Annotated in this window: 17 protein-coding genes; 9 read left to right on the top strand and 8 right to left on the bottom strand. The window is 71.8% G+C overall.

Translation table 11 applies throughout. The features are described from left to right. Nucleotides 1-115: 115 nt before the first annotated feature. Nucleotides 116-439 (top strand): hypothetical protein, encoded by a 324-nt coding sequence (locus ABFX81_RS37515; protein ID WP_346139326.1) that lies wholly within the window; start codon nucleotides 116-118, stop codon nucleotides 437-439. 7 nt (nucleotides 440-446) lie between these two features. Here the strand turns inward: ABFX81_RS37515 and paaE are convergent, their stop codons facing one another. The 5 genes from paaE to paaA are packed head-to-tail and all read right to left on the bottom strand — an operon-like array spanning nucleotide 447 to nucleotide 4,200. After that, complete coding sequence (gene paaE, locus ABFX81_RS37510; RefSeq protein ID WP_086854074.1) at nucleotides 447-1,562, bottom strand: 1,2-phenylacetyl-CoA epoxidase subunit PaaE; 1,116 nt, start codon at nucleotides 1,560-1,562, stop codon at nucleotides 447-449. Further along, nucleotides 1,562-2,077: a 1,2-phenylacetyl-CoA epoxidase subunit PaaD gene (gene paaD / locus ABFX81_RS37505; RefSeq protein WP_086854075.1), complete on the bottom strand. Its 516-nt coding sequence runs from the start codon at nucleotides 2,075-2,077 to the stop codon at nucleotides 1,562-1,564. The genes paaE and paaD overlap by 1 nt, the downstream gene beginning before the upstream one ends. Beyond that, nucleotides 2,071-2,898, bottom strand: a complete 828-nt coding sequence (gene paaC / locus ABFX81_RS37500; protein ID WP_086854076.1) for a 1,2-phenylacetyl-CoA epoxidase subunit PaaC — start codon at nucleotides 2,896-2,898, stop codon at nucleotides 2,071-2,073. The genes paaD and paaC overlap by 7 nt, the downstream gene beginning before the upstream one ends. A 25-nt stretch (nucleotides 2,899-2,923) precedes the next feature. Continuing rightward, nucleotides 2,924-3,217, bottom strand: a complete 294-nt coding sequence (paaB, locus tag ABFX81_RS37495) for a 1,2-phenylacetyl-CoA epoxidase subunit PaaB (RefSeq protein WP_086598780.1) — start codon at nucleotides 3,215-3,217, stop codon at nucleotides 2,924-2,926. Continuing rightward, nucleotides 3,214-4,200 (bottom strand): 1,2-phenylacetyl-CoA epoxidase subunit PaaA, encoded by a 987-nt coding sequence (paaA, locus tag ABFX81_RS37490; protein ID WP_086854077.1) that lies wholly within the window; start codon nucleotides 4,198-4,200, stop codon nucleotides 3,214-3,216. The genes paaB and paaA overlap by 4 nt, the downstream gene beginning before the upstream one ends. A 199-nt stretch (nucleotides 4,201-4,399) precedes the next feature. Here paaA and paaI point away from each other — a divergent pair, with 199 nt between their 5' ends. Then, entirely contained in the window at nucleotides 4,400-4,810 is a 411-nt protein-coding gene (gene paaI / locus ABFX81_RS37485) for a hydroxyphenylacetyl-CoA thioesterase PaaI (RefSeq protein ID WP_086854078.1), read from the top strand. After that, nucleotides 4,807-6,162 carry a phenylacetate--CoA ligase PaaK gene (gene paaK, locus ABFX81_RS37480; protein WP_346139325.1) on the top strand — a complete coding sequence of 452 codons (1,356 nt, stop codon included), beginning with the start codon at nucleotides 4,807-4,809 and terminating at the stop codon, nucleotides 6,160-6,162. The genes paaI and paaK overlap by 4 nt, the downstream gene beginning before the upstream one ends. Nucleotides 6,163-6,169: 7 nt before the next feature. Here the strand turns inward: paaK and ABFX81_RS37475 are convergent, their stop codons facing one another. The 3 genes from ABFX81_RS37475 to ABFX81_RS37465 all read right to left on the bottom strand — a co-directional run bounded on the left by ABFX81_RS37475 (nucleotide 6,170) and on the right by ABFX81_RS37465 (nucleotide 9,341). Continuing rightward, nucleotides 6,170-7,378 (bottom strand): PP2C family protein-serine/threonine phosphatase, encoded by a 1,209-nt coding sequence (locus tag ABFX81_RS37475; RefSeq protein ID WP_346139324.1) that lies wholly within the window; start codon nucleotides 7,376-7,378, stop codon nucleotides 6,170-6,172. 115 nt (nucleotides 7,379-7,493) lie between these two features. Beyond that, nucleotides 7,494-8,252 (bottom strand): IclR family transcriptional regulator domain-containing protein, encoded by a 759-nt coding sequence (locus tag ABFX81_RS37470; RefSeq protein WP_086855504.1) that lies wholly within the window; start codon nucleotides 8,250-8,252, stop codon nucleotides 7,494-7,496. Between the two features lie 54 nt (nucleotides 8,253-8,306). Further along, nucleotides 8,307-9,341 (bottom strand): substrate-binding domain-containing protein, encoded by a 1,035-nt coding sequence (locus tag ABFX81_RS37465; protein ID WP_086855505.1) that lies wholly within the window; start codon nucleotides 9,339-9,341, stop codon nucleotides 8,307-8,309. Nucleotides 9,342-9,646: 305 nt separating this feature from the next. On the opposite strand from ABFX81_RS37465, the gene ABFX81_RS37460 reads away from it, so the two are divergent. From ABFX81_RS37460 to hypF, 6 genes are all read left to right on the top strand, one after another. Next, nucleotides 9,647-12,907, top strand: coding sequence for a discoidin domain-containing protein (locus ABFX81_RS37460; protein ID WP_346139323.1), 3,261 nt, complete (start codon nucleotides 9,647-9,649; stop codon nucleotides 12,905-12,907). After that, nucleotides 12,904-14,394, top strand: a complete 1,491-nt coding sequence (locus ABFX81_RS37455; protein ID WP_086842847.1) for a family 43 glycosylhydrolase — start codon at nucleotides 12,904-12,906, stop codon at nucleotides 14,392-14,394. Before ABFX81_RS37460 ends, ABFX81_RS37455 begins: the two co-directional genes overlap by 4 nt. 101 nt (nucleotides 14,395-14,495) lie before the next feature. Further along, entirely contained in the window at nucleotides 14,496-16,241 is a 1,746-nt protein-coding gene (locus ABFX81_RS37450; protein ID WP_086842846.1) for an enoyl-CoA hydratase-related protein, read from the top strand. Further along, nucleotides 16,238-16,801 (top strand): hydrogenase maturation protease, encoded by a 564-nt coding sequence (locus ABFX81_RS37445; protein ID WP_346139322.1) that lies wholly within the window; start codon nucleotides 16,238-16,240, stop codon nucleotides 16,799-16,801. The genes ABFX81_RS37450 and ABFX81_RS37445 overlap by 4 nt, the downstream gene beginning before the upstream one ends. A gap of 61 nt (nucleotides 16,802-16,862) precedes the next feature. Continuing rightward, entirely contained in the window at nucleotides 16,863-17,600 is a 738-nt protein-coding gene (gene hypB, locus ABFX81_RS37440) for a hydrogenase nickel incorporation protein HypB (protein ID WP_346139321.1), read from the top strand. Then, nucleotides 17,597-19,909 carry a carbamoyltransferase HypF gene (gene hypF / locus ABFX81_RS37435; protein ID WP_086849069.1) on the top strand — a complete coding sequence of 771 codons (2,313 nt, stop codon included), beginning with the start codon at nucleotides 17,597-17,599 and terminating at the stop codon, nucleotides 19,907-19,909. The genes hypB and hypF overlap by 4 nt, the downstream gene beginning before the upstream one ends. Nucleotides 19,910-19,912 lie beyond the last annotated feature (3 nt).

Below are 19,912 nucleotides of genomic sequence, written 5' to 3'. Positions count from 1 at the left end.
GACTGCGCAGTCAGAGGGGAGTCTGTGGGCGGTGTCGCGCCGCAGTCAAGACTCCGGCACCATCTGCCCGGGGAGGGGTTTCCATGAAGGACGCGTGCAGCGGAAGGGCCGGACTTTGAGTGCCCGTCGGCGGATCGTCGCCGCCTGGGCAGGGGTGTGCCTGGCCGGTCTCGTCGGCACCTACGCGCTCGACGCCGAGTCGCCCACGGGCGGTTCGGGCTCGCCCGCCGGGGAGCCGACGCCGACCGGCACGTACGCCGTCGACTGCCAGGAATTCGCCGACCAGATCGAGCAGGCCCGGGCCGAGGCCCTGCGCAAGCACCGGGAGTCGTTCGGGCCGTCGCCGACCGTGGGGTATCAGTCGGTCATCGTCGGGGACGTGGCCGTGCCGGAGGAGTGCGCGGAGGAGCTCGACGACCTGGGTACGGGAGAGCCCTGACGCGGGCTCAGGTGTCGAAGTCCACCGTCAGCGCGTCGGAGACCGGGAACGACTGGCAGGTGAGGACGTAGCCCGCGTCGACCTCGGCCGGTTCGAGGGCGAAGTTTCGGCGCATGTCGGCCTTGCCGTCGGTGACCAGGGCGCGGCAGGTGCCGCAGACACCGCCCTTGCAGGCGAACGGCAGGTCGGGGCGGGTCTGCTGGGCGCCTTCCAGAATGGTCCGTTCGCGGGGCAGGGCGGAGGTGGTGGACCGGCCGTCGAGGGTGACGGTGACCTGGCTGACCGGGCCGGAGGGGCCTGCCTCGGCGTGGTGGACCTCGCGTACGGGTTCGTCGTCGGCGTAGAACAGCTCCTGGTGGACGCGGTCGCCGGGCACGCCGAGGCCAGACAGCACCTCTTGGGCGGCGCGGACCATGCCGTGCGGACCGCACAGCCACCAGTGGTCGGCGGACTCCACGTCGACCAGCGCGTCGATGAGCGCCGACAGCCGCTCGGCGTCGAGGCGGCCGGAGAGCACCTCGGCCTCGCGGGGCTCACGGGACAGGACGTGGGCGAGCTGGAACCGCGTCGTATAGAGGTCCTTGAGGTCGGCCAGCTCGTCGGCGAACATCACCGTGCCGGTGCGGCGGTTGCCGTAGAGGAGCGTGACCGTCGAGCGGGAGTCGGCGGCCAGGACGGACTCGGCGATGGACACCATGGGCGTGATGCCGGAGCCGGCCGCGATCAGGACGTGGTGGCCGGGCGTGGTGAGGTCGGGTGTGAAGGCGCCGGTGGGGGCCATCACCTCGACGGTGTCGCCGGGGCGTACCTCGTGCACCAGCCAGGAGGAGAACAGGCCGCCGGGTACGACCCGGACGCCGATGCGCGGTGCCGTGCCGGCGGGCGAGCAGATCGAGTACGAGCGGCGCTCGTCCCGGCCGTCGACCTCGCGCCGCAGGGTGAGCGACTGGCCGGGCGCGAAGGCGAACTCCTCGGCCAGCTCGGCCGGGATGTCGAAGCCGACGGACACCGCGTCCTCGCACAGCGGCTGCACGGCGGCGACCCGCAGGGGGTGGAAGACCGGACGTCGGCGGGCACGCGCGCGTGCCACCGGGGCGGGGGCCGGCTCGATCAGGTCCTCCATCAGATCTCCTTGACGTACTCGAACGGCTCGCGGCAGGCGAGGCAGCGCCACAGCGCCTTGCAGGACGTGGCGGCGAAGCGGGAGGTCTCCTCGGTGTCCGCGCTGCCGCAGCGGGGGCAGGGCACGGATCGGCGGATCGGCGACAGCACGAGCGGGACCGGTCCGGCAGCGCGCGCGGGGGCCGCCCCCGGCGGGGCGATGCCGTGTTCGGCAAGCTTGCGGCGGCCTTGTGGGGTGATCCAGTCGCTGGTCCACGGCGGGTCGAGGACGGTGCGGATCTCCACGCGCGCGTAGCCGGCGTCCTCGAGCCGGGCGGCCACGCCGGCGCGCATCTCGGCCATGGCCGGGCAGCCCGAGTAGGTCGGGGTCAGGCTCGCGACCACCGTCCCGTCCGAGCCTAGGGACACCTCGCGCAGCACTCCGAGGTCGGCCAGCGTGAGCATGGGCAGTTCGGGGTCGGGCACCTGCTCGGCGATGCGCCGGGCCCGTCGCGCGTCCAGGGTCGTCGTCACCATGTCGCCTCCGGGTGGGCGCGGGCCACGCCCTGCAACTCGGCCAACAGCGGGGCGAGATGCTCGGTGTGCTCCCCGGTGCGGCCCGAGCCGGGCAGCGGCCGGTAGACGGGCATGGGCAGCCCGGCCGCCTCGGTGACCTGGCGCAGGACGGCGACGACCTCGTCCCGTACGTCGTACGCCGTGAACAACTCGCCCAGGTAGGGCGCCACCTGCTCAAGAGCCCTGCGCGTCCGGCGGTTCGACTCCTCGGTGCCGTCGCCCAGCCGTACCGCCCACTCGGCCGCGTACTGCCGGTGGTAGGCCAGTTCCTTCACGCCCTTGGCGGCGATCGCGGCGAGCACCGGGTCTCGGTGGGCGGTGAGCCGCTCGAAGTGCGCGAGGCGCCAACTGGAGAACGCCAGCAGCCGCACGATCGAGAACGCGAAGTCCCCGTTGGGGAGTTCGGCCAGGCGTATGTTGCGGAACTCGCCGGCGTCGCGGAAGTAGGCGTAGGCGTCCTCGCCGCGCCCGGTCCCGTCGGTCTGGCCCGCGCGGGAGTACAGCAGGCGGGCCTGGCCGAGCAGGTCGAGGCCGATGTTGGCCAGCGCCACCTCCTCCTCCAGCTCGGGCGCCCGGGTGGTCCACTCGGCCAGCCGCTGCGCCGAGACCAGGGCGTCGTCGGCCAGGGTGACGCAGAGGGCGGCCAGTTCCCCGGCGTCCACGCCGTCGGGGACGGCGGTGTCCACGCCGTGCAGGGGGTCCTCGAAGCCGGTGCCGTAGGCCCAGCGGGTGTCGTCCTCGTGTCCCTCGGCGAGGGTCATGTAGACGTGGTCGTCGCTCATGCCTGTTCCTCGATGGCCTCGGTGACTAGATGTGCGGGACGTCTTCGGGGATGTCGTAGAAGGTCGGGTGCCGGTAGACCTTGTCGGCGCTGGGCTCGAAGAACGGGTCCTTCTCGTCGCGGGTCGAGGCGGCGATGTGCTCGGAGCGCACCACCCAGATGCTCACGCCCTCGTTGCGCCGCGTGTACAGATCGCGGGCGTGCGTGAGCGCCATGCGGTCGTCGGCGGCGTGCAGCGAGCCCACGTGCACGTGGTTCAGTCCGCGCTTGCCGCGCACGAACACCTCGTACAGCGGCCAGTTCTGCTTCCCGTCGGTCATGCCACCGCTCCCTTCTCCGCGCGGGCGGACTGCTTGGCCGCGTGTGCGGTGGCCGCCTCACGCACCCAGGCACCCTCTTCGTGGGCCGTCCGGCGCCGCTCCATCCGCTGGGCGTTGCACGGGCCGTCGCCCTTGATGACCCGCATCAGCTCGTCCCAGTCCGGGGTGCCGAAGTCGTGGTGCCCGCGCTCCTCGTTCCAGCGCAGCTCCGGGTCGGGCAGCGTCACTCCGAGCTTCTCGGCCTGCGGGACCGTCATGTCGACGAAGCGCTGACGCAGCTCGTCGTTGCTGTGCCGTTTGATCTTCCAGGCCATCGACTGGGCGGAGTTGGGCGAGGCGTCGTCGGGCGGGCCGAACATCATCAGCGACGGCCACCACCAGCGGTCCACCGCGTCCTGCACCATCTCCCGCTGCTCCTCGGTGCCGCGCATCATCGTCATCAGCAGCTCGTAGCCCTGCCGCTGGTGGAACGACTCCTCCTTGCAGATCCGCACCATCGCGCGCGCGTACGGCCCGTACGACGACCGGCACAGCGGCACCTGGTTGCAGATCGCCGCCCCGTCCACGAACCAGCCGATCACCCCCACGTCCGCGAAGCTCAGCGTGGGGTAGTTGAAGATCGAGGAGTACTTCTGGCGGCCCTCGATGAGCCGCTCGGTCAGATCCGCGCGGTCGGCGCCCAGCGTCTCCGCCGCCGAGTACAGATACAGCCCGTGCCCGGCCTCGTCCTGGACCTTCGCGAACAGGATGGCCTTGCGGCGCAGCGACGGCGCACGCGTGATCCACTCGCCTTCCGGCTGCATGCCGATGATCTCCGAGTGCGCGTGCTGCGCGATCTGCCGGACGAGTGTCTTCCGGTAGCCCTCCGGCATCCAGTCACGCGGCTCGATCCGCTGGTCCCGCGCGATCGTCGCCTCGAAATGCCGCTGGAGAACCGGCTCGGCGCCGTCCGCCCCCGGGGGGCTGGAGTGTGTCGTGTCCATCCGTCCCACTTCCCAACCGACCATTCGTTCGGTCCATCATAGAACGACGCCGCGCGCCTTGGTAAGACCCTCAGCCCTTGACAGGCCTCAGGCCGACTGGATTACTTGGCAACGCCGAAGCTAACCGAATGTTCGGTCGGGTCACAAGATGATGCGATCGATCCACGAGGTGGTGCGAGAAGTGACGGAAACGGCTGACATGACGCCGGCCGCGGAGGCGATGTTCGCCGCGGACGAGGCCTCCCGCGGCCTGGGCGTCGAGCTGCTGGAGCACGGTGAGGGGACCGCCGCACTCCGGATGACCGTGACCCCGGCGATGGTCAACGGCCACGGCATCGCCCACGGCGGCTACGTCTTCCTGCTCGCCGACAGCGCCTTCGCCTGCGCCTGCAACAGCCACGGCCCGGTGACCGTCGCGGCCGGGGCCGACATCACCTTCGTGGCTCCGGCGTACGAAGGCGACGTCCTCGTCGCGCGGGCCGAGGAGCGCACGCGGTACGGCCGCAGCGGCCTCTACGACGTGACCGTCCTGCGGGGTGACGAGGTGATCGCGGAGTTCCGGGGCCGCAGCCGCAGCGTCCGGGGCACGACGTCGAAGGAGTGGGGATGACCAGCGAGACGACGGCCACGACGCCCCCGGCGGCTGGGCAGCGGCGGGGCGAGCCCCTCCCCCACGACCTGCTGGACGACGGTGAGCGCCTGACGCGCGAGGAGCTGTGCGAGCTCCAGCTCGACCGGCTGCGCCGGAGCCTGCGCCACGCCTACGACAACGTGGAGACGTACCGGAAGAAGTTCGACGACGCCGGCGTCGGACCCGACGACTGCCGCTCACTGGAGGACCTGTCCCGCTTCCCCTTCACGACCAAGGCGGATCTGCGCGACACCTACCCGTTCGGCATGTTCGCCGTCCCCATGGACCAGGTCCGGCGCGTCCACGCCTCCAGCGGCACCACCGGCCGCCCCACCGTGGTCGGCTACACGGAGAACGACCTGTCGATGTGGGCGGACCTGGTCGCGCGCTCGATCCGTGCCGCGGGCGGCCGCCCCGGGCACAAGGTGCACATCTCCTACGGCTACGGGCTGTTCACCGGGGGCCTCGGCGCACACTACGGGGCTGAGCGGGCCGGGTGCACCGTCATCCCCGCCTCGGGAGGCATGACCGCACGCCAGGTGCAGATCATCCAGGACTTCCAGCCCGAGATCATCATGGTCACCCCCTCCTACATGCTCACGCTCCTCGACGAGTTCGAACGCCAGGGCATCGACCCGCGCGACAGCAGCCTGCGCGTGGGCGTCTTCGGCGCCGAGCCGTGGACGGAGGAGATGCGACGCGAGATCGAGGAGCGCATGGACGTCCACGCGGTCGACATATACGGCCTCTCCGAGGTCATCGGCCCGGGTGTCGCCCAGGAGTGCGTGGAGACCAAGGACGGCCTGCACGTGTGGGAGGACCACTTCTACCCCGAGGTCGTCGACCCGATCACGGGTGAGGTGCTGCCCGAGGGCGAGGAGGGCGAGCTGGTCTTCACGTCCCTCACCAAGGAGGCCCTGCCGGTCGTCCGCTACCGCACCCGCGACCTGACCCGGCTGCTGCCCGGCACGGCCCGGCCCGCCTTCCGCCGCATCCAGAAGATCACCGGCCGCTGCGACGACATGATCATCCTGCGTGGGGTGAACGTCTTCCCCAGCCAGATCGAGGAGATCGTGCTGCGCACGCCCGGCGTCGCCCCGCACTTCCAGATCCAGCTCACCCGGCGCGGCCGCATGGACCACATGACCGTCCGCGTCGAAACCCGCCCCGGCACGCCCGCCGAGCGGCGCGAGGCCGCCGCGCGCGCGATCGCGAAGGACCTCAAGGACGGAGTCGGCGTCACCGTCGACGTGACGATCGTCGAACCGGAGACCCTGGAGCGCTCCGTCGGCAAGCTCCGCCGGGTCAAGGACCTGCGCGAGGAGCGGTAACACGCCCTCACAGGTAACACCGCGCCTCGGGAGCCGCTCCGGGGGCGGTCACCTCGGCAGGCTCCCCTGCTTCGGACTCGGCCGGTTTGCGGATCAGGAGCAGTGCCGCGTCGTCGTGCAGCCGGCCGCCCACATGGGCCAGCAGCTCGTCGTGGAGCGCGTCGAGGGTGCGGGCCGGCTCGTGGGACACGTGGCGCTCCAGTCCTTCGGCGAGCGGATAGAAGGCCCGCCCGTGGTCGCGGGCTTCGGTGACCCCGTCGGTGTAGAGCAGCAGCTGGTCGCCTTCGGCGAAGGGCAGGGCGTGGAGGCTGGGCGCGTGGCCGGCGAGGGTGCGCAGCCCGAGAGGCGGGGACGGGTGGGCGGGTTCCACCGGCGTGACGCTTCCGCCGGCGCGCACCAGCAGCGGAGGCGTGTGCCCGCAGTTCACCACCTCCAGATGCCCGGCGGCCTGCGGGTATCCGGCGACAACGGCGGTGACGAAGTCGTCGTGACCGAGGTTGCGCGCCAGACTCCGCTCGATCCTGTCGACCACGGCGAGGAGGTCGGGCTCGTCGTGGGCGGCCTCGCGGAAGACACCGAGCACCAGCGCGGCGGTCCCCACGGCGGGCAGCCCCTTGCCGCGCACGTCGCCGACGATCAGCCGCACCCCGTGCGGTGTGGGTATCAGGGCGTAGAGGTCCCCGCCGATACGGGCCTCGGCTGCGGCGGCGCTGTAGCGGACGGCCACCTGGAAGGGTCCGACGGTCGACGGCACGGGCTTGAGCAGCGCGTGCTGGGCGGTCTCCGCGACCGAGCGGACGGCCGCGAGCACCCGCTCCCGGCGCCCCCGCAGGACGCCGGCCAGGCCGCTCGCGAGGGTGACGGCCACCAGGGCGGACAGGACGGCGGCCAGTTCGCGGCCCGGGACGCCGTCCCGGATGCCGAGCGTCGCGCCGAGTGCGACGGCGAGGAAGCCGACCGAGAGGACGCCGCGCGGCCCGTTGGTCGTGGCCGCGAGGGCGGGACCGGCCGCGAGCAGGGGCAGCCAGATCATCCCGGCCCCGCCGGCGAGGTCGACGAGCGCGATCACGGTGACGATCAGTACGGGCAGGACGGGCGTACCGGCGGCCAGCTGCGCGAATGCGCGTCTGCGGGCCGAGGCCCGGGTACCGGCCACTCGGTTCCTGAACGGCCGTACGGCCCAGTGGTCGTCACCAAGGTCTCGGGGGTGGCTCATGTCGGTATCCGTGGTCCTCACCTGTGCGCGGGGCGCCGGGCTGGCGGCGCACCCCTGGAATGTCTGTTTCATCCAGAAAACGGGGTGAGCCGGGACACGGGCAAGGAGCGGATTTTCAGATAGTGAGCGAGAGGCTCCGCGTCACGCGGCTCGCGGTCGGGAGCAGCCGCGCGCTGATCTCCGGCAGCCGGGAGAGCCGGTTCGCCGGCAGGGACACGCCGAGGGAGCCGAGTGTGTCCCCGCTGTAGACCGGGACGGCGACGCAGACCGTGCCGAGGGCGTACTCCTCCAGGTCCGTCACGGCCGGGGCGAGGGGCGAGGTCTCCAGCCTCCGGAGCAGTTCCGGCAGGCTGGTGACCGTCCGCGGGGTGAGGTCGGCGAGGTGGTGGCGGGAGAGGTAGTCCTTGCGGGCCTCCTCGTCCAGTTCCCTGAGCACGGACTTGCCCAGCGCGGTCGCGTGCCCCGCGTCCTCGAAGCCCACCCAGAGATCGACGCGGGGCGTCCCGGGGGCGTCGACGATCTCGGCGACCCGGATCTCGCCCTCCTCGTAGAAGGTGAGGTAGGCGGGGGTCGTGAGCTCGTCCCGCAGCGCGGCGAGCGTGGGCCGGACGCGGCTGAGCAGCGCCTGCGCGCGGCCGGTGGTGCGAATCGTCTGCAACTTGTCGCCGAGGACGAACCCGCCGTCGTCCAGTTTCCGCACGTACCCGTCGTGCACCAGCGTCCGCAGCAGGTGATAGGCGGTGGCCAGGGGCAGCCCGGTCTCACGGGCCAGCTGCTTCGCCGGCGCGCCGTTCTGGTGCGCGCTCACCGCTTCCAGCAGGCGCATGGCCCGCTGGACTGAGGTGATGAGCGTAGGGCCCTCTTGCGCACCCATAGGACCAGCGTGCGCCACCGGTCCGGTGCGGGCAAGGCCCGGGAGAGGCCGGCATCACCGGGACGGCGGAGGTGCGGTCGAGGCGCGGACCACGAGTTCGACCGGGGGGTCGTTCGCCGGTGCCGGTTCCGCGTCCGGCTTCTCGATGGCCTGCACCAGGAGCCGGAGTCCCTCGCGCGCCACGGCGTCGAAAGGCTGGCGCACCGTGGTCAGCGGTGGGGTCACATACGCGGCGACGGGGATGTCGTCGAAGCCGACGACGCTGACGTCGTCCGGTACGCGCCGTCCGGCTTCCGTCAGGGCGCGGATCACGCCGATGGCCATGTCGTCGTTGGCGGCGAACACGGCGGTGACGTCACCGTCGGCGGCGAGTGCGCGGCCCGCCTCGTAGCCCGACGCGGCCGACCAGTCGCCGACGAGCACGGGCGGCCGCTCCCGGCCCCGCGCGGTGAGCGCGCTGCGCCAGCCCTCCACACGGTCCCGGGCGGCGAACCACCGTTCGGGACCCGCGAGGTGGTGGACCGTCGCGTGGCCGAGGTCCAGCAGGTGTTCGGTGGCCGTGCGCGCGAGGAGTTCGGCGCCGACGCCGGTGGCCACGGTCCGGATGCCGCCGAAGGTCACCGGCGCTCCGAGGACGAGGACCGGCACGTCGACGCTGAGGGAGACGGCTCCCTCGTCGATGGGCTCGGAGACGACGATGCCGTCCACTCCCTGCTCCAGCAGCGACTCCACGGCTCCGACGACACCTCCCGGGTCGCCTTCGAGCGTGTTGATCACCCGGAGCGCGTATCTCGCGTCCCGCGCGGCCCGCTCGACGCCGATCAGGAGCGACGCGGGCCCGTAGAGGGCGGTTCCGAGCGTGACGACGCCGATGGAGCGGGTCCGACCGGAGGCCAGTGCCCTGGCCGCGCTGTTCAGCCGGTAGCCGAGTTCCCCGGCCGCGTCCAGCACCCGCCGGCGCACCTCGTCGGAGACGTACCGCTCCCCGTTGAGGACCCTCGACACCGTCTTCTGCGAGACGCCGGCCAGCCGGGCCACGTCCACGCTGCGCGGCGCGGCTCCGCCGGGCCGTCCTCCCGCTGACGTCATGGGTGTCTCCCTTTTACCCTGCTGGACTGCCGGATACCGGACTGCGCAGTCATGCGTACGCAGTGAAACGGGCGGCGTCAAGACGCCGAGCGGGGTGCGCGAGCGGGAGACCAAGCAACGCCACCCTGAAAGGTTTTCCGGGGCCGCGACCGCGTCGTTCATTCACTCGCCGACCGCACCTCATCACCCTGCCGACCAACTCCTGTGATGTACAGCTCTCTTGACACCTCATCAGCTCCCTCCTACGTTGCGAAAACCTTTTAGGTCGTTTCCGTGCTCTTCCCGGTCCGGATTGGGAGCATCCGATGAGAAGACCGCAGGTACTGCTGGCCGCACTGGTGCTCGGCGTCTGTTCCCTCGTCCCGGCCGGCCCGGCCGCGGCGGCGCAGACCATCGGGTTCCCCACCTTCAGCGGCCCCTCGATCCCCGCCCCGCCCGTCGCCCACACGCAGGGCGACATGATGCGGGCGATCTACGACGCGGAGAGTTCGGGGACCGACTTCTGGATGGACCGCCTGCTCTCCCGCTCGGGCAACGACCCGGCCGGGCCCTGGCTCATGAGCCGGGGACGCGCGCTCTTCATGAAGGAGCACGACCCCGCCCGGTTCGGCTTCGGCGGCAAGGTCGCCTACTGGGAGAGCATCACCGGCGACAACGCCTACACCGTCGCGGTGTCCCCGGGCACCTTCACCGAGCAGGTCGCACAGCGCCGGCAGACGCCCAGCCACTGGAAGAGCGTGCACACCAGCGGCTCGGTCACGGTCGACCAGACGAAGTTCATCACGGACAACAACGTGGCCGTGACCAACCTGTCGATCAGGAACAACGGCTCCGGCTCCACCACGCTCCGGTTACGGGTGACGTCGCCGTACGCCACCACCGGCAGCGGCAGCGAGCTGACCGGGCAGATGAACGCCCACAACAACCTCACGGCCGTCCGCCCGCGGCTCACGGGTGACGGGTTCACCGTCTCCGGCGGCGGCCTCGACCGGTCCGTGACGGTCGCCGCCGGGGCCACCGTGACCGCCAAGGTGGTCATGGGTTTCGTCACCGACGAGATCCCCGAGTCGCGCACGGAGTACGACGCCTACGCGGGCTACTCGGCAGCCACCGCGTTCGCGACCCACGTGAAGGCCTACAACCGGTGGTGGGCACAGAACGTGCCCTACATCGACGTGCCCGAGCCCGCGATCAAGAAGAACATCTACTACCGCTGGTGGCTGATGCGCTTCAACCACCTCGACGCCGACATCCCCGGGCAGACCTTCCAGTTCCCGACCTCGACGGAAGGCGTCCTCGGCTACAACAACGCCATCGCGCTCACCCAGTCGATGCACATCGACGACCTGAAGTACCTGCGCGACCCGTCCTACGCCTACGGCGACTGGCTCAGCGTCGGCCAGACCTCCAAAGGCGGCCGCTTCATGGACAACCCGGGTGACCCGGAGAACTGGTCCAACAGCTACACCCAGTACATCGCCGAGGCGGCCTGGAGGAGCTACCAGATCCACGGTGGCCAGCCGGCCATCGCCGCCGGGCTCGCGCGGTACGCCGAGGGCGACGTCAAGGGCCAGCTCGCCCACTACGACCACGACGACAACAAGCTCATCGAGTACGACTGGGGTGCCCTGACGGGCAACGACGCCGACGCGGTGTCCTTCCACTGGAAGCCCGGAAACATGGACCGCGCCGAGTCCGCCTACCAGTACAGCGGGGCGCTCGCCGCCGCGCAGGCGTACGAGGCGACCGGCAACACGGCCAAGGCCGGCGAGATGCGCACGCTGGCGAACCAGATCAAGGAAGCCATCGTCGATGTGCTGTGGAATCCGAACCGGCAGCTGTTCGAGCACCGGCTGAAGTCGACGAACGAGTGGGTTCCCTGGAAGGAGATCAACAACTACTACCCGTTCTCGGTCGGCGCCGTCCCGAACACAGCGACGTACCGGCAGGCCCTGCGGCTGTTCGACGACCCGGCCCAGTACCCGGTCTTCCCCTTCTTCACGGCCAACCAGGCCGACAAGAAGGCGGCGGCCGAGGCCGGTGAACCGGGCTCCAACAACTTCTCGACCATCAACTCCACCGTCCAGTTCCGGCTCTACTCCTCGGTGCTGCGCAACTACCCCAACTCCTGGATGAGCGCGACCGACTACAAGAAGCTCCTCTACTGGAACACCTGGGCGCAGTACGTCGGCGGCAACACCCAGTGGCCGGACGCGAACGAGTTCTGGGCCGACTGGAACGGCAACTCGATCAACTACCGGTCTTGGATCCACCACAACATCCTCGGCAGCAGCAACTGGACCGTGATCGAGGACGTGGCGGGGCTGCGGCCGCGCAACGACGCCAAGGTCGAGCTCTCCCCCATCGACATCGGCTGGTCCCACTTCACGGTCGACAACCTCCGCTACCGGGGCGCCGACCTGTCCATCGTCTGGGACGACCCGGCCGACGGCGTGGCGCGTTATCCCGGCGTCCCGGAGGGCTACTCGATCTACGTCAACGGCGACCGGGCCGCCACCGTCAGCTCCCTGACGCCCTTCACCTGGGACCCGGCCACCGGCGAGGTCACCACCAAGGGCACGGTCACCCACCGCACGGCCGTCGCCGGGCTGAAGGCCCCCACCCAGGTCGTGCAGGACAGTCCCCGCATGGTCGACATGTTCGCCAAGGCCGGTGTCGACCTGACCGCCGACCCGGCGAACCTCGCCTCCGGGGCGACCGCGTCCGCCTCCCACACCGGGCCGGGCAGCACGGTCTCCGGCGCCGTCGACGGCTATCCCGTCAACGAGCCGTTCTGGGGCGCGGGCGGCTCCGCCGGCAGCCAGGACTGGTACGAACTGGACTTCGGCACCGCCCGGACGCTGAACGAGATGCGCCTGTACTTCAAGGACAGCCGCCCGGCGAGCACCACCTACCGCGCCCCGTCGTCGTACACGGTCCAGTACCACGACGGCGGTTCCTGGGTGAGCGTGCCCGAGCAGACGAAGAGTCCGGCCGCCCCCCGGGCCAACTACAACCTGGTGCGGTTCCCGGCGATCAGCGCCCAGCGCGTACGGGTCCTGGCCACCCACGCCTCCGGGGCGAAGACGGGCCTGACCGAGATCAAGGTCCACCACCGGGGCGGCGCCCAGCCACCCGCCAACCTGGCGTCGTCGGCGACGGCGTCCGCCTCGTACACCTCCCCCTGGGAGAGCGTCACCGCCGTCAACGACGGGGCCGACCCGCCCTCCTCCGACGACACGGTGAACCCGCGCTGGGGCACCTGGCCGGAGAGCGGGCAGCAGTGGGCCGAGCTGACCTGGCCGTCGGCGAAGACGCTGAACAAGGCCGAGGTGTACTTCTTCGACGACGACCAGGGCATCGACATGCCCGCCGCGTGGAAGCTCCAGTACTGGAACGGCAGCGCCTACGTCGACGTGCCCGGTGCGAGCGCCTACCCGGTGGCGAAGAACCGGTACAACACCGTCACGTTCACCGCGACGAACACCACGCGACTGCGTGTGCAGCTCACCAGCAACGGCACCAGCTCCGTCGGCCTCCTGGAAGCAAAGGTGTACGGCCCGTGACCCGTTCCCGCTGCCTGTCCGCGCTCTTCGCCTCCCTCACCATGGCGGTCGCCTTCCTGGCCGCGCCGCCGCCCGCTGCCGCCGCCGTCTCGTTCACCTCGACGGGCGTGAACCAGAACGGCGGCAACTGCCTCGACCTGCCGGGGGGTTCGTCGGCCAACGGGACGCAGTTGCGTGCCTTCGCGTGCGACTCCGGTGCGAACCAGAGCCTCGGCTTCGCCCCCGTTGCGGGGACGAGCGACACGTACACGATCAAGACCCGGTCCGGTCAGTGCGTCGACGTCCACGGCGCCTCCACGGCGGACAACGCGACGATCACCCAGTGGCCGTGCCACGGCGGCGCCAACCAGCGGTGGCGACTGGTGCCGGTCAGCGGCGGGGACAAGACCTTCAACCTGGTCTCGGCCGGCTCGGGCATGTGCGTCACGCCCAGTGGAGGTTCCCCGGCATCGAACACCGGCCTGGTGCAGCTGCCGTGCTCCGCTTCGAACGGCAGGGTGTGGCGGCTGCCCGGCTTCACCGGGGACGGCACGAGCCCGAACACCTTCACCAACCCGATCGCCCAGCGGGGCCCCGACCCCTGGATGACCTACCACGACGGCTACTACTACCTCGCCACCACGACCTGGAACTCGACGATCACCATGCGCAAGTCCCGCACACTGGCGGGGCTGGCCACGGCCACCGAGCAGGTGCTCTTCAACCTGACCCGGCCCAACGGGGCGGGCACGATGTGGGCGCCCGAGTTCCATCTGCTGGACGGCCCGAACGGCAAGCGGTGGTACTTCTACTACACCGCCGGGCGGGAGCCGTTCGACCTGGGCACGCAGCGGATCCACGTCCTGGAGAGCGCCGGCCTGGACCCGATGGGGCCGTACACCTTCAAGGCCGACCTGCTCGACCCGGCCCAGGACGACACCTGGGAGCTGGACCCGGGCATCCTCCAGCTCAACGGCAAGCTCTACCTGCTGGGCACGTTCTACAACGGCTCGCAGCCGATGTTCATCCGGCCGCTGTCGAACCCGTGGACCGCGAGCGGCACCCGCCGGATCCTGTCCACCCCCACCTACGGCTGGGAGACGGTCGGCGGCGCGGTCAACGAGGGCGCCGAGGTGCTCCAGCGGAACGGGAAGACGTTCATCGTCTACTCCGCCAGCCACTGCTCCACGCCCGACTACAAGCTGGGCATGCTCACGTACAACGGCGGCGACCCGCTCAGTTCCTCCTCCTGGACCAAGTCACCGAACCCGGTCTTCCAGCGGTCCAACGCAAACGGCGTGTACGGCCCCGGTCACAACGGCTTCTTCAAGTCGCCGGACGGCACGGAGGACTGGATGGTGTACCACGCGAACAGCTCGGCGAGCGGTGGCTGCGACATGAACCGCTCGACCAGGGCACAGAAGTTCACCTGGAACGCCGACGGCACGCCGGACTTCGGCACCCCGGTGGGCCTCGGCGTTCCGCTGACCGCGCCCTCGGGCGAGTAGCGGCCGCAGGCGATCCGGATGGAGCAAGGGGCCCGTGAAGACCGGCGAAACGCCGTCGCGGTCCTTCTCGGGCCTCCCCCGACCGGCGAGCATGCCATGTCATGGACATCTTGCTCGTCGTCAGCGCGTTCAACAGCCTGTCCCAGCGTGTGTACGCCGAACTGTCGGACCAAGGGCATCACGTGGACGTCGTCCTGGCGTCCCACGGCGCCGACGCGGTCCGGGCCGCCGTACGGGAGGTGCGCCCGGAACTGATCGTCGCGCCGATGCTGAAGTCGGCCCTGCCGGAGGACGTGTGGCAGGAGCACACCTGCCTGATCGTGCATCCGGGACCGCCCGGCGACCGGGGCCCGTCGTCGCTGGACTGGGCGATCGCCGAGGAGACACCCGAGTGGGGCGTGACGGTGCTCCAGGCCGAGGCGGCGATGGACGCGGGGGACATCTGGGCGGACGGGTCCTTCCGGGTGCCGCCGGCCGGCAAGAGCGACGTGTACCGCAACGAACTGTCCGACGCCGCCGCGGGCGCGGTGCTGCTGGCCGTGGGGCGGTTCGCCGACGGATCGTTCAAGCCGCGGCCGCAGAGCGATCCCGGGATCCGTGTGGTGTGGCGGGACTTCTTCCGCCAGGAGCAGCGGCGGATCGACTGGGAGAACGACAGCACGCAGACGGTACTGCGCAAGCTCCGCGGGGCCGACTCGCAGCCGGGCGTCCTGGACGAACTGTGCGGCCGGGAGGTGTTCCTGCACGGCGGGCATCCCGAGGACCGGCTGCGCGGCCGGCCGGGCGAACTGCTCGCGACCCGGTCCGGCGCTCTCTGCCGGGCCACCCTGGACGGCGCGGTGTGGATCCCGGAGCTGCGCCCCCGCAAGAGCTCCGGCGACCCGGCACCGTTCCGCCGTCCGGCGGCCTCGGTCCTCGCCTCCTTCCCGGCGCCGCCCGGCAGCGGCCCGGGCATGCCGGGTTCGAACGACCGCCCGTACTGGCTGCCGGAGATCGCCGCCCCGCTCGAACTGCCGCCGAACCGCACCACCTGGGCCGACATCCGCTACCGGCAGCGGGATGGCATCGGCTTCCTGTCCTTCTCGTTCCCGGGCGGTGCGATGAGCACCAACCACTGCCGCAGGCTGCTCGCCGCCTACCGGTACGCGCTCACCCGCTCCACCTCGGTGCTGGTGCTCGGCGGCGCCCGCGACTTCTTCTCCAACGGCATCCACCTCAACGTCATCGAGGCGTCGAGCGACCCGGCGGGCGAGTCCTGGTCCAACCTCACCGCCATGAACGACCTGGTCGAGGCCGTGCTGCGCACCACCGACCGGCTGGTGGTGGCGGCGCTCGGCGGCAACGCGGCGGCCGGCGGTGTCATGCTGGCCCTGGCCGCCGACGAAGTGTGGTGCCGCTCGGGCATCGTCCTCAACCCGCACTACCGGCACATGGGTCTGTACGGGTCGGAGTTCTGGACGTACTCGCTGCCGCGCCGCGTGGGAGCCGAGACGGCCGAGCGGCTGACGAGCGAGGCGTTGCCGGTGAGCGCCGCGACGGCCGCGCGGACCGGGCTGGTGGATCGTCTGGTGCCTGTTCCTCCCCAGGAGTTCGCCGCAGAGGTCGAGCGCCTGGCTGCCGATGTGGCCGGCGACCCGGACATCGCCCGCCGGATCACCGCGAAGGCCACGGCACGTCACGCGGACGAGCTCCAGCGGCCCCTCGCCGAATACCGGCGAACGGAACTCGCCCGGATGCGCGCCATCTTCTTCGACCCGCAGGCCCCCTACCACGCGCTGCGGTCCGCGTTCGTCCGCAAGGTCCCGAGCGGCTCCGCCCGGCCGCTCGCGACCGAAGGTGCGCGATGAGTGCGCGGCTGCTCGTGGCGGGCGTCGGCAACATCTTCCTCGCGGACGACGCCTTCGGCCCCGAGGTGATCCGCGCCCTGGACCAGCGTCCGCTGCCGCCCGAGGTGCGGGTAGGGGACTTCGGCATCCGCGGCATGGACCTCGCGTACGCACTGCTCGACGGCTACGACACGGCCGTCCTGGTCGACGCCGCCGTACGGGGACACGAACCGGGCACCCTGTCGCTGATCGAGCCGGACCTGCCCGACCGCGCCACGGTCGGCGCCCCGCCCGAGGCGCACGGCATGGACCCGGCGAAGGTCCTCGCCCTCGCCGCCCACCTGGGTGACGAGCCGCTCCCGCGCGTCCTCGTCCTGGCCTGCGAGCCCGAGTTGCGCGCACCCGCCGGCGAGGACATCGCCCCGGGTGTCAGCGCGACGGTGCGCGAAGCGGTCGGGCGGGCCGTCGCGGCCCTGCACGCCATGGTTCCGGTGCTGCTGACCGACCCGGCTGCCACGCCCCCGTTGAGCCGCCCGGACGAATCCCCCGCCCTGTCCCCGCCTGGCTGCCGGGCACCGTGAGAGTCGGCGCCGAGGATCGGTGGCGGACCGATTTCCCCACCGACCGCGAGGAGCGGCGCCCATGTGCGATTCCGTGGACGAGGTCACCCAAGCCGTCCTGGCGAAGAACGACGGTCTGGCCGCGGGCCTGCGCGACGAGCTGGCCCGGCGCGGAGTGAGCGTGGTCAATCTGCTGTCCAGCCCGGGCAGCGGGAAGACGGAACTGCTCGGGCGGGTGCTCGCCCGGGCGGTCGAGCGGGGCCTTCCGGTGGCCGCGCTCACCGCCGACCTGGCGACCGAGAACGACGCCGACCGGCTGGCCCGTTCGGGAGCCCCCGTGAAGCAGCTGCTGACGGACGGGCTGTGCCATCTGGAGGCGCGGCAGCTGCGCGGCCACGTGGAGAGCTGGCTGCCCGAGGACACCTCGCTGCTGTTCGTGGAGAACGTCGGCAACCTCGTCTGCCCGGCGTCCTACGACCTCGGCGAGAGTCTGCGGATCGTGCTCATGGCGGTCACGGAGGGCGAGGACAAGCCGCTGAAGTACCCGACGGCCTTCGGGTCCGCCCATCTGGTGGTGCTGACCAAGACCGACCTGGCCGGGCCCGCCGGGTTCGACGAGTCCGCCTTCGACACCCATGTCCAGCGGGTCAACCCCGGAGTGGAGGTGCTGCGGTCCTGCGCGCGCACCGACGCCGGCGTCGACGCCCTTCTGGAGCGCGTCCTCGCCGTACGGGACGGGGCGCCGGTGCACCGGCCGCCGCTGGCGCCCCGCCCGCACACCCACACCCATGAGGGCGCCGAAGCCGGCCTCGTCTCGTGACAGCGCCCGCCACACAGGCGGTGCGCCGCCGCGTCACTGTGCGCGGCACCGTGCAGGGCGTGGGTTTCCGGCCCTTCGTGCACCGCCTGGCCACCGATCTCGCCCTCGCGGGCTTCGTGAGCAACACGGCGAACGGAGTCCTCATCGAGGTGGAGGGCCCGCCGGACCGTGTCGCCGGCTTCTGCGACCGGCTGGCCACCAAGCCACCGCCGCTGGCCACCGTCACCGGCGTCGGGTTCGAGGACCTGCCCGTCAGCGGCGCCGACGGCACCTTCACCATCCGCTCCACCGACCGCTCCCCCGGCCGCACCCATCTCCCGCCCGACACGGCGACCTGCGCCGACTGTCTGCGGGAGCTGACCGATCCGGCCGACCGCCGGCACCGGCACCCGTTCGTCACCTGCACGCACTGCGGGCCCCGCTTCACCATCGCCACGGGCATGCCGTACGACCGGGCGGTCACCACCATGGCCGGCTTCCCGATGTGCGCCGACTGCGCCCGGGAGTACGGCGATCCCCTCGACCGGCGCTTCCATGCCCAGCCCGTGGCCTGCCCCCGCTGCGGCCCCCGGCTGCACCTGCTGCCGGCGTCGGGAAGCGACGTTCGCCCGGCGCGGGACGCCGACGCGCTCGCGACGGCGCGGGCTCTGCTGGCCGCCGGGCGGATCGTCGCCGTCAAGGGCCTCGGCGGCTACCACCTGGCGTGCGACGCGACCGACGCGCGGGCCGTCGAGACGCTGCGCACCCGCAAGGCACGCGGCGGCAAGCCGTTCGCGGTGATGTGCGCGGACCTGGACGCAGTACGGCGGATCGCCGTGCTCTCCGCGCCCGAACTGGCCGCCCTCACCGGCCCCCGGCGCCCCATCGTCCTGCTCCGCCCACGGGCCGGGCAGGCGGGCCTCGCGCCCGGCGTCTGCCCCGGCAGCCCCCACCTGGGCGTCATGCTGCCCTACACGCCCGTGCACACCCTGCTGTTCGGCCTGCCCGGGGATCCGCCGGGACCGCGCGTGCTGGTCATGACGAGCGGCAACCGCTCGGGGGAACCGATCGTCACGGACGACGACGAGGCACTGACCCGGCTCGCCGGGCTGGCCGACGCGTGGCTCGCCCACGACCGGCCCATCGCCTCGCCCTGCGACGACTCCCTGCTGCGGGTGCGCCCCGACGGCACGGAGCAGGTGCTGCGCCGGTCCCGGGGGTTCGTGCCCCGCCCGCTGCGGCTGCCGGTCCCGGTGCGGCCCGCGCTCGCCGTGGGCGGCGATCTGAAGAACGCGCTGTGTCTCGGCGAGGGCGACCAGGCCTGGTTCGGCCCGCACATCGGCGACATGGGCGATCTGACCACTCTGGAGGCGGCCCGGCGAGCGGAGGCGCACCTGCGGTCCCTGACCGGCGTCGCCCCAGAAGTCGTCGCCGCGGACCGGCACCCCGGATATCACTCGGCGAGGTGGGCCGCCCGGCTGGCCGGGAACGCCCCTGTGCTGGTCCAGCACCACCACGCGCACATCGCCTCCGCGATGGCCGAGCACGGCCTCGACGGCACCGCACCCGTGATCGGCGTCGCCTTCGACGGCACGGGCTACGGCGACGACGGCACCGTCTGGGGCGGCGAGATCCTGCTCGCCGACTACAGCGGCTTCCGGCGCTACGCCCACCTCGCCCCCGCCCCGCTGCCCGGCGGCGACGCGGGCGTGGCCAACCCCTGCCGTCTGGCGCTGGCCCGGCTGTGGGCGGCGGGCCTGCCGTGGGACGCGGACCTGCCGAGCGTGACCGCCTGCACGGCCGACGAGCCGGCCGTACTGCGGCAGCAGTTGGCGCGCGGTGTGGCCTGTGTGGCGACCTCCAGCATGGGGCGGCTCTTCGACGCCGTGTCGTCGCTCGTCGGCGTGTGCCACCGCGCGGGGTACGAGGCCCAGGCCGCCCTGGAACTGGAGGCGGCGGCCGCTTCGGCCTGGGACGGCGAGACCTCGGCGTACGCCTTCACCGGCGATCTCGACCCGGCGCCCGTGCTCGGCGCACTGGTCGCCGATCTGCGGCGGGGCACCCCGGCCCCCGTGCTCGCCGCCCGCTTCCACCGCGCGGTGGCGCGGGCCGTCGCCGAGGTCTGCCGGCGTGCGCGCCGGGACACCGGCTTGACCACCGTCGCCCTCAGCGGCGGGGTCTTCTCCAACGCCCTGCTGGAGGAGGAGTGCGCACGGCTGCTGGCCGGCGACGGCTTCACGGTGCTCCGCCACGGCGAAGTCCCCCCGAACGACGGCGGATTGGCCCTCGGCCAGCTGGTGGTCGCGGCGCACCTACGACAGGAGGAGTGACCC

The organism is Streptomyces coeruleofuscus, from assembly GCF_039532725.1.
In the GTDB taxonomy this organism is placed as follows: domain Bacteria; phylum Actinomycetota; class Actinomycetes; order Streptomycetales; family Streptomycetaceae; genus Streptomyces; species Streptomyces coeruleofuscus.
This window is presented reverse-complemented; position numbering and strand designations above follow the sequence as displayed.